17 protein-coding genes are annotated in these 13196 nt (G+C 72.9%); 14 read left to right on the forward strand and 3 right to left on the reverse strand.

Annotated features, from left to right (window positions below):
* Positions 1–3 precede the first annotated feature (3 nt).
* Complete coding sequence (locus FIV44_RS28685; RefSeq protein WP_141007413.1) at positions 4–975, forward strand: AurF N-oxygenase family protein; 972 nt, start codon at positions 4–6, stop codon at positions 973–975.
* A gap of 164 nt (positions 976–1139) precedes the next feature.
* Here FIV44_RS28685 and FIV44_RS28690 read toward each other — a convergent pair whose 3' ends face one another.
* A complete protein-coding gene (locus FIV44_RS28690) occupies positions 1140–2078 on the reverse strand; it encodes a cation diffusion facilitator family transporter (RefSeq protein WP_141007414.1) in 939 nt (312 codons plus the stop codon).
* Between the two features lie 19 nt (positions 2079–2097).
* Entirely contained in the window at positions 2098–2838 is a 741-nt protein-coding gene (locus FIV44_RS28695; RefSeq protein WP_141007415.1) for a PaaX family transcriptional regulator C-terminal domain-containing protein, read from the reverse strand.
* A gap of 102 nt (positions 2839–2940) precedes the next feature.
* Here FIV44_RS28695 and FIV44_RS28700 point away from each other — a divergent pair, with 102 nt between their 5' ends.
* Positions 2941–3774 carry an SDR family oxidoreductase gene (locus FIV44_RS28700; RefSeq protein ID WP_141007416.1) on the forward strand — a complete coding sequence of 278 codons (834 nt, stop codon included), beginning with the start codon at positions 2941–2943 and terminating at the stop codon, positions 3772–3774.
* Between the two features lie 16 nt (positions 3775–3790).
* Here the strand turns inward: FIV44_RS28700 and FIV44_RS28705 are convergent, their stop codons facing one another.
* Complete coding sequence (locus tag FIV44_RS28705; RefSeq protein WP_141007417.1) at positions 3791–5134, reverse strand: DUF7168 domain-containing protein; 1344 nt, start codon at positions 5132–5134, stop codon at positions 3791–3793.
* A gap of 54 nt (positions 5135–5188) precedes the next feature.
* Here FIV44_RS28705 and FIV44_RS28710 point away from each other — a divergent pair, with 54 nt between their 5' ends.
* Genes FIV44_RS28710 through FIV44_RS28760 form a run of 12 tightly spaced genes read left to right on the forward strand, consistent with a single transcriptional unit; the run spans position 5189 to position 13064 of the window.
* A complete protein-coding gene (locus tag FIV44_RS28710; RefSeq protein WP_141007418.1) occupies positions 5189–5851 on the forward strand; it encodes an acyltransferase in 663 nt (220 codons plus the stop codon).
* Positions 5848–5979 carry a hypothetical protein gene (locus FIV44_RS33440; protein ID WP_281285782.1) on the forward strand — a complete coding sequence of 44 codons (132 nt, stop codon included), beginning with the start codon at positions 5848–5850 and terminating at the stop codon, positions 5977–5979. Before FIV44_RS28710 ends, FIV44_RS33440 begins: the two co-directional genes overlap by 4 nt.
* Positions 5976–7322, forward strand: a complete 1347-nt coding sequence (locus tag FIV44_RS28715; RefSeq protein ID WP_141007419.1) for a hemolysin family protein — start codon at positions 5976–5978, stop codon at positions 7320–7322. Before FIV44_RS33440 ends, FIV44_RS28715 begins: the two co-directional genes overlap by 4 nt.
* Positions 7315–8376: a hemolysin family protein gene (locus tag FIV44_RS28720; RefSeq protein WP_141007420.1), complete on the forward strand. Its 1062-nt coding sequence runs from the start codon at positions 7315–7317 to the stop codon at positions 8374–8376. Before FIV44_RS28715 ends, FIV44_RS28720 begins: the two co-directional genes overlap by 8 nt.
* Positions 8373–8942: a cardiolipin synthase ClsA gene (gene clsA / locus FIV44_RS28725; protein ID WP_246086686.1), complete on the forward strand. Its 570-nt coding sequence runs from the start codon at positions 8373–8375 to the stop codon at positions 8940–8942. Before FIV44_RS28720 ends, clsA begins: the two co-directional genes overlap by 4 nt.
* A complete protein-coding gene (locus FIV44_RS28730) occupies positions 8935–9786 on the forward strand; it encodes a DUF881 domain-containing protein (RefSeq protein WP_141007421.1) in 852 nt (283 codons plus the stop codon). Before clsA ends, FIV44_RS28730 begins: the two co-directional genes overlap by 8 nt.
* Positions 9783–10115: a small basic family protein gene (locus tag FIV44_RS28735; protein WP_141007422.1), complete on the forward strand. Its 333-nt coding sequence runs from the start codon at positions 9783–9785 to the stop codon at positions 10113–10115. Before FIV44_RS28730 ends, FIV44_RS28735 begins: the two co-directional genes overlap by 4 nt.
* Complete coding sequence (locus FIV44_RS28740; protein WP_141007423.1) at positions 10108–10854, forward strand: DUF881 domain-containing protein; 747 nt, start codon at positions 10108–10110, stop codon at positions 10852–10854. The genes FIV44_RS28735 and FIV44_RS28740 overlap by 8 nt, the downstream gene beginning before the upstream one ends.
* 10 nt (positions 10855–10864) lie before the next feature.
* On the forward strand, positions 10865–11254 hold the full coding sequence (gene gcvH, locus FIV44_RS28745) for a glycine cleavage system protein GcvH (RefSeq protein ID WP_141007424.1): 390 nt from the start codon (positions 10865–10867) through the stop codon (positions 11252–11254).
* A 41-nt stretch (positions 11255–11295) separates the two neighbouring features.
* The gene (locus tag FIV44_RS28750; RefSeq protein ID WP_141007425.1) at positions 11296–11802 is read left to right on the forward strand and encodes a double zinc ribbon and FHA domain-containing protein; all 507 of its coding nucleotides are present in this window, start codon (positions 11296–11298) and stop codon (positions 11800–11802) included.
* Between the two features lie 46 nt (positions 11803–11848).
* Positions 11849–12535, forward strand: coding sequence for a transcriptional regulator FtsR (gene ftsR / locus FIV44_RS28755; RefSeq protein ID WP_141007426.1), 687 nt, complete (start codon positions 11849–11851; stop codon positions 12533–12535).
* Between the two features lie 58 nt (positions 12536–12593).
* Positions 12594–13064, forward strand: coding sequence for a bifunctional nuclease family protein (locus FIV44_RS28760; protein ID WP_141007427.1), 471 nt, complete (start codon positions 12594–12596; stop codon positions 13062–13064).
* The last annotated feature ends 132 nt before the right edge of the window (positions 13065–13196 follow it).

The following is a 13196-nucleotide window of genomic DNA, read 5'->3' on the forward strand; positions in this document are numbered from 1 at the left end:
GCCATGGGTGGCATCGGCGTGAACCAGACGGACTACCAGGACATGCTCCGGACCCTGTCCGAGGCCTCGGTCGAGCACCACTTCGACGCGTTCGTGGACGTGCCGTGGGACGACCCGGCGTACGCCGTCGATCCCCACGACCCGCGCTGGGTCCTCCCGGAGGTCGACCCGCTCGGGCGCACCGAGTGGTACCGCTCGCTGCCGCTGGAGCGGCGGATCGAGGTCGGCTTCTACCGCCAGACCAATGTCGTGAAGGTGGGCCTGCAGTTCGAGCAGGTGCTCATCGCCGGGCTGATGATGTACTGCCTCGACCTGCCCAACGGGCGCGCCGAGTTCCGGTACTCCACGCACGAGGCGACCGAGGAGTGCCACCACACCCAGATGTTCCAGGAGTTCGTGAACCGGACCGGCCTGGACGTCCCCGGCGCCCACAGCCTGTTCCGCGCGCTCGGCCCCTTCCTGCCGCTCGCCGCCAAGCACCTGCCGTTCCTCTTCTTCGTCGGTGTGCTCGGCGGCGAGGAGCCGATCGACCACGTCCAGAAGGTGATGCTGCGCTCGGGGGAGCAGATGCACCCGCTGCTGGAGCGGATCAGCCAGATCCACGTCGCCGAGGAGGCGCGGCACATCGGCTTCGCCCACCAGTTCCTCGAGCACCGCGCTCCGCGCCTCAACCTCCTGCAGCGCAGCGTCGCGTCGGTGCTCACGCCCGTGGTGATGCGGGTGCTGTGCGACGCGATCGTGGTCCCGGGGCCGAAGGCGATCCGCGACATGGGCATCCCCAAGGAGGTCGTGCGCGAGGTCTGGTGGGGGAGTCCCGAGTCGCGGAAGTTCCTGCGCGACATGTTCGGCGACGTGCGGATGCTCGCTGAGGAGACCGGCCTGATGAACCCGGTCGCGCGCCGGGTCTGGCGCGCGCTCGGCATCGCCGGCCGGCCGAACCGGTTCCGCAGCGAGCCGGCGCCCGCCGCGGGCTGAGCCTGAATCCACCGATTTTCGACTGCTGCGCCCCACCACACGGGCGCGCTCGCTGCGTTGCAGACGCTCGATGGTGCAACCAGACCGCCGTCGCGCCTGCGCCTTGCGATCGCACCCGTGTGGTGACGCTCGCGACGCCGGAAATCGATGGATTCAGGCTGAGGTCAGGTCAGGTACCAGTCCGGCAGCGGTCCGGGCCGCAGGTCGGTGTCGTCACCGGGACGGGTGAGGGTGAGGACGGCGCGGACGATCTCGGGGCGGTCGTGGAGGGCGTCGGCGATGGCGCCGAGGCGGCCGGCGACATCGGACTCCGGGGCGTCGCCGATGAGGTCGACGGCGGCGACCAGGAAGATCCGGTCGGCGCCGACCCACTCCATGTGGAGGTAGCTGATCCGGGCGATCTCGGGATGCTCGAGCAGCGCCCGGAGCGCCACATTGCGGGCCAGCGGCGTCACCGCCTCGCCGGTCAGGAAGTCCATATTGCGCCGGATCAGGAACAGCGCCACCACGCCGAGCAGGATGCCGACCAGGATCGAGCCCAGCGCGTCCCAGACCGGGTCGCCCGTCAGCTGGTGCAGCAGGATGCCGGCGAAGGCGATGAGCAGGCCGACGAGCGCGGCGAAGTCCTCGGCGAAGACGGCCCGCAGCATCGGGTTCGAGGTGACCTTCAGGTAGCGCAGCGGGTGCAGCCGACGGGGTACGGCGTCCGCGCGGGCCTGTCGCAGCGCCTGCAGGAAGGACGTCCCCTCGAGCACGAACGCGATGCCCAGCACGGCATACGCCCAGGTGTACGACGGCGCGTCGGCCTCGCCGTGCAGCGACTGCAGTCCGTGCCAGATCGAGACGGCCGAGCCGACCGTGAACAGCCCGAAGGCCGCGAACATCGACCAGATGTAGCCCACGCGGCCGTAGCCGAGAGAGTGCTCGGCGTCCGGTGGCCGGCCCGCCTTGCGCTCGCCGACGAGCAGGAACACCTCGTTGCCGGTGTCGGCCCACGAGTGCGCGGCCTCCGCGGTCATCGACGCCGATCCGGTGACCACGGCGGCGATCGACTTCGCCACGGCGATGAGCGCGTTCGCGGCGAGGGCGATGATGACCGTCACCCGGTCATTGTGCTGCCCCTCAGCCGGCGGCGTCGGTGAGGCTGCGCCGCATGTCGACCACCCACTGCTTGTAGGCGACGTGGGAGGCCCGCAGCGCGTCGCCCGGCCAGTCGGCGGGGAGCAGGGCTGCGGGCAGCACGGGATCGGCGAGCAGGTGGCGCCCGGAGGTGGCGCAGGCGGTGAACCGGAGCACCGGGTCGTCGGTGGCCGTCGCGTCCAGCAGCCGCCGCGCGGCCGCGGCCCAGGCGTCGAGGTCCCAGAGCCGGGCCGCGAGCCCGGCGGGGTCGGCCGCGGGGGCGGCGCCGGTGAAGCGCTCGCACACCTCGGCGACGACGCCCGGCCAGGTCAGGTCCAGGTTGGCGGGGCGGGTCCACAGGCCCTCGCGGAGCTCGGCGAGCCGGAGCTCGGACAGCGTCGCACGCAGGTCGGCCCGCTCGCTCGCCGTACGCCCCGCGGTGGTGACGGCCACCAGCTCCCAGGTCCCGTCCCAGTCCCGCAGCGACGGGTGGGCGGCCTCCTCCTGCCGGCGCTGGCGGGCGACCAGCCGGTCGGACAGGCGGTATCCGCCGTCCGCATCCCGTACGACGTCGCCTGCGGCGGCCATCCGGGACAGCGCGACCCGCACCGTCGGCTCCGCGAAGCCCACGATCGACGCCCCCGCCACCAGCTCGCGCGTGCTCAGCCGCGCGACCTCCGCTCCCAGCAGCAGCGTGAGCAGGGCGGAGCGGGTGGTGACGGGCTTGAGGGTGGGAGCGGCCATGGCGACGATGATGTTACAGACCGACGACATCCGCAGCGAACCTGTTGTGATCTCCGTCTAACATCCTTGGCACGATTGTCGCCGCTGTGTAACGGTGCCGCCATGACGGAGAAGCGACTCGTGGGACGGACCCTGATGATGTCCGGCGGCAGCCGGGGGATCGGGCTGGCGATCGGGCTGGCGGCGGCGCGCGAGGGCGCCAACATCGTGCTCCTGGCGAAGACCGACGTGCCGGACCCCCGGCTCCCGGGCACCGTGCACACGGCGGCCGCGGAGATCGAGGCGGCCGGCGGCCAGGCGCTCGCGGTCGTCGGCGACGTCCGCGACGAGGCGTCGGTCGAGGACGCCGTCGCCCGCGCGGTCGAGCGCTTCGGCGGCATCGACATCTGCGTCAACAACGCCTCCGCGATCGCGCTCGACGGCACCGACCAGCTGCCCGTGAAGCGCTTCGACCTGATGACCCAGATCCAGCTCCGCGGCACCTACCTGCTCACCCGCGCCTGCCTGCCGCACCTCCGCGAGGGCGCCCATCCCCACATCCTGTCGCTGAGCCCGCCGCTCAACCTGGCGCCCGAATGGCTCGGCAGGCACCCGGCGTACACGCTCGCGAAGTACGGCATGTCGCTGCTCACCCTCGGCTGGGCGGCGGAGTACGCCGACGCCGGCATCGCCGCGAACTGCCTGTGGCCGCAGACCCTGATCGCCACCGCCGCCGTGCAGAACCTGCTCGGCGGCGACGCGGCGATGCAGCGCGCACGGACGCCGGAGATCATGGCCGACGCCGCGATCGCGGTCCTGACCCGGCCGGCCCGGGAGTACACCGGCCATGCGGTGCTCGACGTCGACGTGCTGGCCGAGGCCGGCGTCACCGACCTGTCGGCGTACGGCGGCACCGGGGACCTGGAGTACGACATCTTCGTCGACCCGCCCCGGTAGTCACCCCCTCGAGCGGTCAGCCCTCGATCGCGCGCTCGGTCCCGAGGCGGGCGCGCGCGGCGGCGCGGGTGCCGGCGTCGCGGGAGCCGGGGGCGGCGTGCCCCGCCTGGGCGGCGCCCTTCCAGGTGCCGCGGATGCCGTGGTCGCGCTGCATCTGCCCGAAGTAGTCGACCACCTCGACCTCGCGGGCCCGGATCGCGAGCTCGGTCGAGGTCGGGCCCTCGGCGAGGGGCGCGTCGGCGGCGTCCGCGGCGATCGCCGTGGCGCGGGCCTCCTCGCGGGCCGCCGCCAGCCGCTCGCCGATGTGGTCGGCCCACGCCTCGTAGAACGCCGCCCGCGCGGTCGACCCGTGCACCGGCTTCAGCTCCCACCGCCGGCGCCGGACGTTCCACACCTCCCGCTGGTCGGCCTTGTGGGCGCCGGAGCGCAGGTGGGCGTCGCCGTCGGCCACCATCTGCGTGACCAGCGTGGCGTAGAGCGCCTGGACGACCGCGATGTCGGAGGGGAAGCCGTAGAGCGTGACCCGGGTGTTGCTGGTGTAGATCGCCACCCGCACGTCGTTGGCGCGGGCGATCTCCAGGATCAGCCGGACGTAGCGGGCCAGCGAGCGCTTGCCGGACTCGCCGATCAGCACCGTCTCCCAGGTCGGCTCCTCCCGTCTCTCCTCGGCCCCGGCGCTGGCCCGGGCCACCGCGAGCGCGATCTGGTGCCGGGTCGCGAGCGACTGCGCCTTCGCGAAGAAGGCCTCCCGCTCGGCGGCGTTGGAGGTGCGCTCGGCCTGGCGCAGCAGCCGGCCGATCCGCAGCAGGGTGCGGTCCTCGCCGTCGACGCCGGTGTCGAGGCCGTGCAGCCGGTAGGCCGTGTGGAGCAGGTCGGCGAGCACCGGCATCCCGAGGTCCTCCAGCAGCCGGAGGTGCGTCGTGCGGAACTCCGGCCCGTGCCCGACCGGCCCCGCCAGGTGGTGGGCGACCTCGTGCAGCACCACCGCGCCCCGCAGCGACCAGGCGCCCCCGACCTCCCGCGGCGGGATCGCCACGACGCCGCGCGCGGGCAGCTCGTCGTACGCGTAGTGGGCGCGGGTGTGGCCCCGCCGCGCGCGGACCGCCAGCGGCACTCCGGCCAGGTCGAGGCCGGCGCCGTCGTCGTACCGGCTGCCGGTGGCGCGCAGGTGGGCCAGCACCCGGTCGACGAACTCCTGCACGTGCGCCGGGTCGGTGAAGCGGGGCTCCGTCTCCGGCTCGAAGGTCTCCAGCGCGGCGCCGACCCGGATCCGCAGCGGCGTGCCGGGCGAGCGGCCGGCCTGGTCCAGCCAGCCGGCGAACAGGTCCTCGGCGGCGTAGACCTCGCGGGTGTCGGGCATGGGACCAGCCTGTCAGGGGCCTCCGACGGTTCCGGAATCCGGTAGCCTCCAGCGGTGCTCGATCCCCGGCGCCCGCTCCGGCGCCTCCTCAACCGCTCCGTCCACGCGGCCTGGCGCTGGGCCGAGCACCGCGGCGACGTCTCGCCCGGGACGGCGCTGGCCGACGAGTTCGGCGACTTCGGCTCCGGCTCCTGCCTGGCCTTCCCCCTGTCGGCGGTCGTCAACGCCGCGGCGATCCACATCGGCCGGGACACCCTGATCGGCAAGTACGCCACCTTGTCGGTCGGCTACGGCCCGACCCAGCCGGTGCTGCCCGAGCGGGCGCTGGTGATCGGCGACCGCTGCGTCCTCGGCGCCCGGGTCTGCGTCACCGCCCACGAGTCGATCGAGATCGGCGACGACGTCTGGTTCGGGCAGGACGTGTTCGTCTCCGACGCCAGCCACGGCTACCAGGACCCGGACGTCCCGATCGGCCGCCAGTTCGGCGCGCACCAGCCGGTGCGGATCGGCTCCGGCTCGTGGATCGGGCACGGCGCGATGGTCCTCCCGGGCACCACCATCGGCCGCAACGTCGTGGTCGCGGCGGGCTCGGTGGTGCGCGGGGAGGTGCCCGACCACGCCGTCGTCGGCGGCGTGCCGGCCCGGCTGATCCGGCGCCTGGAGGCCGACGGCAGCTGGACCCGTGTGCGCGACGAGGCGCCTACCCTGGCTCCATGAGCCGGATCGAGGAGCTCGCCGCGCTCGCCGGGCGGGACATCGGCAGCGCGTACGGCCCCGGTAGGGTGGACGACCCCGAGCTGATCGACTGGTACCGAACCGTGGGCAGGAGCCGCAGAACCCGATGACCGCCTGGCTGCTGCTGGGGCTCGCCATCCTCCTGGTGCTCGCCTGCGGACTGTTCGTCGCAGCGGAGTTCGCCTTCGTCACCGTCGACCGCGGCCAGGTCGACCGGGCCGCCGCGGACGGCGACGCCGCCGCGATCGGCCTGCAGAAGGCGCTCCGCTCGCTGTCGACCCAGCTCTCCGGCGCCCAGGTCGGCATCACGATCACCAACCTCGCCATCGGCTTCCTGGCCGAGCCCGCGATCGCCGAGCTGCTGCGCGACCCCCTGGAGGCGGCGGGCGTCGCGGACAGCGCCGTGCGCCCGGTCGGGGTCGCCCTCGGCCTGACCCTGAGCACGCTGCTGACGATGCTGATCGGCGAGCTGGTCCCCAAGAACGTCGCCATCGCGCTCCCGCTCGCCACGGCCCGGCTGACCCAGCGCCCGATGCGGGCCTTCACCGCCCTGTGCCGCGGCCCGATCCGGGTCCTCAACGGCAGCGCCAACGCGATCGTGCGCCGGCTCGGCGTCGAGCCCCAGGAGGAGCTGCGCTCCGCGCGCAGCTCCACCGAGCTCGCCTCCCTCATCCAGCACTCCGCCGACGAGGGCACCCTGGACGCCGACACCGCCGAACTGATGGAGCGCTCGGTCGAGTTCGGCACCCGCACCGCCGGCGAGATCATGACGCCGCGGGTGCGGACCCGCTCCCTCGAGGCCAACGACCGCGCCAGCGCCGTGATCGCCCTGGCCCGCGAGTCCGGCAACTCCCGCTTCCCCGTCCTCGACGACTCCGACGCGGTCGTCGGCACCGTCCACGTCAAGAACGCCGTGGCGCTGCCGCTGCACGAGCGGGCCACGACCAAGGTGAAGCACCTGATGGCCAAGCCGATCCTGGTGCCCGACTCGCTGCGCCTCGACCCGCTGCTCGCGCTGCTGCGCGCCGACGGCTTCCAGATGGCCATCGTCCTCGACGAGTACGGCGACCACGCCGGCATCGTGACCCTCGAGGACGTGATCGAGGAGATCGTCGGCGACATCGCCGACGAGCACGACCGGCTCGGCAGCCGCGGCCGGCTGCGCCGCGACGGCACCTGGTCGCTGTCCGGCCTGCTGCGGCCCGACGAGGTCGAGGACCTCACCGGCGTCGAGCTGCCCGAGAACGAGGACTACGACACCGTGGCCGGGCTGGTGCTGAAGCTGCTCGGCCGGATCCCGCAGACGGGCGACGCCGCCGTCGTACCGCTGCCGGCGACGGGGGAGGACGACGACGAGCCGCTGCGGCGGGCGGTGCTGACCGTCGACCACATGGACGGCCTCCGCGTCGACCGGATCTCGATGCGGGTCGAGGAGGTCGAGACCGATGGGTGACCTCGGCGGCGTGCTGCTCGCGGTGGTCCTGCTGGCCGCCAACGCCTTCTTCGTGGGTGCGGAGTTCGCGCTGATCTCGGCCCGGCGCAGCCAGATCGAGCCGCGCGCCCAGGCCGGGTCGCGGCTGGCCCGGATCACGCTCGCCGCGATGGAGCGGGTCTCGGAGATGATGGCGGGCGCCCAGCTCGGCATCACCATCTGCTCGCTGGGCCTCGGCGCCGTCGGCGAGCCGGCGCTCGCGCACCTCATCGAGCCGGTGTTCCACGAGCTGCACGTGCCCTCCGAGTGGCTGCACCCGGTCGCCTTCGTGATCGCGATGACGATCGTGGTCTTCCTCCACGTCGTCCTCGGCGAGATGGTGCCCAAGAACATCGCCATCGCCGGGCCCGACCGCGCCGCGCTCATCCTCGGGCCCCCGATGCTCGGCATCGTCACCGTGCTCCGGCCGGTCATCGCGACCATCAACGCCATCGCCAACGGCATCCTGCGGCTGCTGCGGATCGAGCCCAAGGACGAGGTCGGCAGCACCTACACCCGCGAGGAGGTCGCCGCGCTGGTCGAGGAGTCCCACGGCGAGGGGCTGCTGGCCGAGGACGAGTACGACCGGCTCTCGGGCGCGCTCGGGTTCACCGAGAAGACCGTCGGCGAGGTGACCATGCGGCCCGACACGCTCGCGACCGTCGTCCGCGGATCCACCGGCGCCGACGTCGAGGCGCTGTGCGCGGCGACCGGGTTCAGCCGGTTCCCCGTCGTGTCGGGCGCCGACGAGCACGGCGAGCTGCTCGGCTACCTCCACATCAAGGACGTCCTCGAGCCCGACGAGGAGCGCCGCGAGCGGCCCGTCGCCGACCGGTGGATCCGGCCGTTCGCCACGGTCGCCGAGAGCGCCCTCCTGCACGACGCGCTCGAGGTCCTCCAGCGGCGCGGCGCCCACATGGCCCGCGTGGTCGACCCGGCCGGTACGACGCTCGGCGTCGCCGCGCTCGAGGACGTCATCGAGGAGCTGGTCGGCGAGATCCGCGACGCGGCCCACTCCGAGGAGTCATCATCGTGACCGTGTGGACGTTGCCCAACCTGATCAGCTTCCTGCGGCTGCTCGGCGTCCCGCTCTTCCTGTGGCTGGTGCTCGGCCCGGAGGCCGACCTGCTCGCCCTCGCCGTGCTCATGGTCTCGGGGATCAGCGACTTCCTCGACGGCTGGCTGGCCCGCAAGCTCGACCAGACCTCCGAGCTCGGGCAGCTGCTCGACCCGGTCGCCGACCGCCTCTACATCCTGGCGGTCGTCGTCGGGCTCGCCCTGCGCGACATCATCCCGTGGTGGGTCGCCCTGTGCCTGCCGCTGCGCGACCTGCTCCTGTGGGGCCTGGTCCCGCTGCTGCGCACCCGCGGCTACAGCGCGCTGCCGGTCCACTTCCTCGGCAAGGCGGCCACCTTCAACCTCCTCTACGCCTTCCCGCTGCTGCTGCTCGGCGACGGCGAGGGCACGATCGCGACCCTGGCCCAGGTCTTCGGCTGGGCGTTCGCGCTGTGGGGGATCGGCCTCTACTGGTGGGCGGGCGTCCTCTACGCCTGGCAGGTCCGCAAGCTGCTGGCCACGACCGAGCGGCCCACCCATGCCTGAGAGCCTCGACCGCGCCCGCACGCCGCTGCTGACCCTGATCACCCAGGAGGCGCTCGACCGCGACTACCAGGTCGCGGCGTCCCGCCCGGCCGGCGCCGGTGAGGCCCGGTCGCGGCGCGGCTACCACGTCGCGGTGGTGGTCGTCGTCGGCCTGTTCGCGATGCTGGTGACCGTCGCCGGCGTGCAGACCTCGCAGAACGCCGACGCCGACGACGCCAGCCGGGCCGGCCTGATCGAGCGGATCGAGTCCCGCCGCGCCACGGTGCGCCGGCTCCAGGACGACCTCGCCCAGCTGCGCTCGGCCAACGCCGCGGCCGAGGACCAGCTCCGCTCCCTCGGCCGGAGGTACGCCGACCGGCAGGACCGCCGCGCCCAGCTCGGCGCCCTCACCGGGTTCGAGCCGGTGACCGGCGCCGGGGTCCGGGTCACGGTCGACAACCCGTCGTACGCCGGGGCGAGCGAGCAGGTCCGCGACTCCGACCTCGCGCTGCTCGTCGACGGCCTGTGGGACGCCGGGGCCGAGGCGATCTCGATCAACGGGCAGCGGCTCAACCCCCGCGGCGGCATCCGCAACGTCGGCGAGGCGATCGAGGTCAACGGCGTCGGCGTGGCGCCGCCGTACACGGTGCTCGCCATCGGCGACGGCCGCACGCTCGCGTCGGCGTTCGTCGAGACCCGCAGCGGTCTGCGCTTCCTCCAGCTGGCAGGGCAGTACGGCTTCGAGCACGACATGGAGAATGTGGACGACCTCCACCTTCCTGCCGCGCCGGGCGCCCTGCGCCAGCTACGGTCGGCGGAGTACAAGCAGGAGAAGTCCAAGAGCCGTGGAGGTGAGGTGCCGTGATCGCGGTGCTCGGACTGGTCGTGGGCGTGGTCCTCGGCCTCGTGTTCCAGCCCGACGTCCCGGGCTCGGTCGAGCCCTACCTCCCGATCGCGGTCGTCGCGGCGCTCGACGCGGTCTTCGGCGCGCTGCGCGCCTATCTCGACGGGATCTTCGACGACAAGGTGTTCGTCGTGTCCTTCCTGAGCAATGTGGTGATCGCGGCCGGCATCGTCTACCTCGGCGACCGCCTCGGCGTCGGCGGCCAGCTGTCGACCGGCGTCATCGTCGTGCTCGGGATCCGGATCTTCACCAATGTCGCCGCCATCCGGAGGCACATCTTCCATGCCTGAGCCGGAGGCCGAGGTACCCGTCACGCCCGCCGACCGGCTGCGGCAGGCGCTGCTGCGCCCCTCGCGCCGGCAGGTGGTCGCCGGGCTGCTGCTGGCCGTGCTGGGCTTCGGGGCGGTCATCCAGGTGCGGACCGCCGGCACCGACGAGACCTATGCGGGCCTGCGCGAGCAGGAGCTGATCGACCTGCTCAACGGCCTGGCCGGCACCCGGCAGCGGACCGAGGCCGAGATCGACCGGCTCGAGGAGGTCGCCGGCGGGCTGCGCGACGACGTGACCCGGCGCCAGACCGCGATCGACCAGGCCGACAAGGAGATCGCCGACCTCAACATCCTGGCCGGCATCGTCCCCGTGACCGGCCCGGGGATCCGGGTGCGGATCGAGGAGGAGGACGGCCGGGTCCGGCTCGGCTCGCTGCTCGACACGATCCAGGAGCTGCGCACGGTGGGCGCCGAGGCGATCGAGATCAACGGCGCGGTCCGGGTCGTCGCGCAGACGTCGTTCTCCGAGGTCGACGGCGGCTTCCTGGTCGACGGCGAGCGGGTCGAGGCGCCGTACGTCATCGTCGCGATCGGCGACCCCGGCGCGCTCGCGCAGGCCGTCACCTTCGCGTCCGGGCCGAAGATGCAGCTCGAGGAGGACGGCGCCGAGGTCGAGGTCGAGGAGAAGTCGACGGTCGACATCGAGGCCGTCGTACGCCGCGACCGGCCTTCGTATGCCGTTCCGGACCAGGGGCAGTAGCCTTCCGGCCATGACGAACCCCCCGGACCTGAAGTACACCGTCGAGCACGAGTGGCTCCGTCAGCCCGGCGAGGCCGCCGGGTCGGTGCGGATCGGCATCACCGACTACGCCCAGGACGCGCTCGGCGACATCGTCTACGTCTCGCTCCCCGAGGTCGGCGCGGCCGTCAGCGCCGGTGACTCCTGCGGCGAGCTGGAGTCCACGAAGTCGGTCAGCGACGTCTACGCGCCGGTCACCGGCGAGGTCGTCGCCGTCAACGAGGCGCTCGACGCCACCCCCGAGCTGGTCAACAACGATCCGTACGGCGCCGGCTGGCTCTTCGAGGTCGTGCCGGCCGAGGGACAGGACCTCGACGGCCTGCTCGACGCCGCCGCGTACGAGGCCCAGCTCGACACCTGATCCGGTAGGTTCGAGACAGACCCACCGTGAGGAGCCCCCTGATGCCGTTCTGCACCGCCTGTGGTCGGCAGAACCCCGATGACGCCCGCTTCTGCTCGCAGTGCGGGACCCGCCTGGCCGAGGCCGAGCAGGCCCCGGTCACCGATGCGACCGCGACGATCCAGTTCGGCGGCGGCGAGCGCGTCGAGACCTCCGACCGGGCCCTGAGCCCGGTGGACGCGGCGGCCGTCGACGCCCTGCCCGTCGGCCACGCCCTGCTCGTCGTCCAGAAGGGGCCGGGCTCGGGCAGCCGGTTCCTGCTCGACGCCGACGAGGTGACCGCCGGGCGCCACCCGGAGAGCGGCATCTTCCTCGACGACGTCACGGTCTCGCGCCGGCACGCCGTGTTCCGGCGCGACGGCGACATCTTCACCGTCGAGGACGCCGGCAGCCTCAACGGCACCTACGTCAACCGGGACCGGATCGAGAAGGTCCAGCTCAAGGACAGCGACGAGGTCCAGGTCGGCAAGTACCGCCTGGTCTTCTTCGCGGGACACGAGAGCGCCTGAGCATGACCGCTGCCGTCGCTCGGGGGAGCGGGAGCCGCGACTCAACATCGGGCAGGTGCTCGACCGGCTGCGTGCCGACTTCGAGGACATCAGCATCCCCAAGATCCGCTTCCTCGAGGCGGAGGGGCTGGTGAAGCCCGAGCGCACGCCCGCCGGCTACCGGAAGTTCTCCGAGAGCGACATCGACCGGCTGCGCTACATCCTGCGGATGCAGCGCGACCACTACCTGCCGCTCAAGGTGATCGGCGAGCACCTCGACGCCATCGACCGCGGCCTGACGCCGCCCGAGCCCGAGCCGGTCGTGCCGACCGTGCCCACGGTCGCCCTGGGCGCCGACGGCCTGCCCGCCCCCGAGTCGTTCCGTCGCACCGACCGGGTGCGGCTCTCGCGCAAGGAGCTGGTCAAGGTGGCCGAGATCGACGAGGAGCTCCTCGGGCAGCTCGAGTCCTTCGCCCTCGTCAGCCCGTCCCCGACGGGCCACTACGACACCGACGCGCTGGTGATCGCGCAGACCGCGCGGGAGCTGGCCGACTACGGCATCGAGCCCCGGCACCTGCGCGCCTTCCGGACCGCCGCCGACCGCGAGGTCGGCCTGATCGAGCAGGTCGTCGCCCCGCGCAAGGGGCGCGACGCCGGCGCCAGCGCGCGTGCCGAGGAGGCGGTCAGCGAGATCGCCGCGCTGTCGGTGCGCCTGCACGCGACCCTGGTGAAGGCCGGGCTGCGGCGCATCTGACCCGCGTCCCGATCCGGCCTCGGCTCCTCGACGACCTGGACCGAAGTAGGCTGGCTCCATGCGCGAGGTCGATGTGATGGGTGTCCGGGTGGAGATGCCGTCCAACCAGCCGATCGTGCTGCTCCGCGAGGTCGGGGGCGAGCGCTACCTGCCGATCTGGATCGGCGCCGTCGAGGCGACCGCCATCGCCTTCGCCCAGCAGGGCGTCGTCCCTCCCCGGCCGCTGACCCACGACCTGATGAAGGACGTGCTGACCGCGACCGGCAACGAGCTGAGCGAGGTCCGGATCACCGACGTCCGCGACAACGTCTTCTACGCGACGCTCGTGTTCGCCTCCGGGGTGGAGGTGAGCGCGCGGCCGTCGGACTCGATCGCGCTCGCGCTGCGGACCGGCACCACCATCTACTGCGCCGACGACGTGCTCGCCGAGGCGGGGCTCGCGGCGCCGGCCGAGGAGGAGGACGAGGTCGAGGCGTTCCGCGAGTTCCTCGACCATGTCTCGCCGGAGGACTTCGGCTCCGAGGGCTGACCCGGACCGGACCTCAGCCTCAGGTTGAGGATGAGGGTTTTCGGCGACACGCCCGGCCACGTCTTTGACCGGCCCGACACGGCGGCCGTACCGTGAGGGAGTCGAAACCACAGCAGTGCAATGCCGCGACCT

It is taken from the genome of Nocardioides humi (assembly GCF_006494775.1).
Taxonomy (GTDB): domain Bacteria; phylum Actinomycetota; class Actinomycetes; order Propionibacteriales; family Nocardioidaceae; genus Nocardioides; species Nocardioides humi.

Excerpts from the sequence above, each read along its gene's own strand:
- gcvH (WP_141007424.1), top strand. The coding sequence starts at position 10,865 with ATGACGAACCCCCCGGACCTGAAGTACACCGTCGAGCACGAGTGGCTC.
- FIV44_RS28705 (WP_141007417.1), bottom strand. The coding sequence starts at position 5,134 with ATGCCCGACACCCGCGAGGTCTACGCCGCCGAGGACCTGTTCGCCGGC.
- FIV44_RS28700 (WP_141007416.1), top strand. The coding sequence starts at position 2,941 with ATGACGGAGAAGCGACTCGTGGGACGGACCCTGATGATGTCCGGCGGC.
- FIV44_RS28750 (WP_141007425.1), top strand. The coding sequence starts at position 11,296 with ATGCCGTTCTGCACCGCCTGTGGTCGGCAGAACCCCGATGACGCCCGC.
- FIV44_RS28760 (WP_141007427.1), top strand. The coding sequence starts at position 12,594 with ATGCGCGAGGTCGATGTGATGGGTGTCCGGGTGGAGATGCCGTCCAAC.
- FIV44_RS28740 (WP_141007423.1), top strand. The coding sequence starts at position 10,108 with ATGCCTGAGCCGGAGGCCGAGGTACCCGTCACGCCCGCCGACCGGCTG.
- FIV44_RS28685 (WP_141007413.1), top strand. The coding sequence starts at position 4 with ATGGGTGGCATCGGCGTGAACCAGACGGACTACCAGGACATGCTCCGG.
- FIV44_RS28715 (WP_141007419.1), top strand. The coding sequence starts at position 5,976 with ATGACCGCCTGGCTGCTGCTGGGGCTCGCCATCCTCCTGGTGCTCGCC.
- FIV44_RS28720 (WP_141007420.1), top strand. The coding sequence starts at position 7,315 with ATGGGTGACCTCGGCGGCGTGCTGCTCGCGGTGGTCCTGCTGGCCGCC.
- FIV44_RS28695 (WP_141007415.1), bottom strand. The coding sequence starts at position 2,838 with ATGGCCGCTCCCACCCTCAAGCCCGTCACCACCCGCTCCGCCCTGCTC.
- FIV44_RS28730 (WP_141007421.1), top strand. The coding sequence starts at position 8,935 with ATGCCTGAGAGCCTCGACCGCGCCCGCACGCCGCTGCTGACCCTGATC.
- FIV44_RS33440 (WP_281285782.1), top strand. The coding sequence starts at position 5,848 with ATGAGCCGGATCGAGGAGCTCGCCGCGCTCGCCGGGCGGGACATCGGC.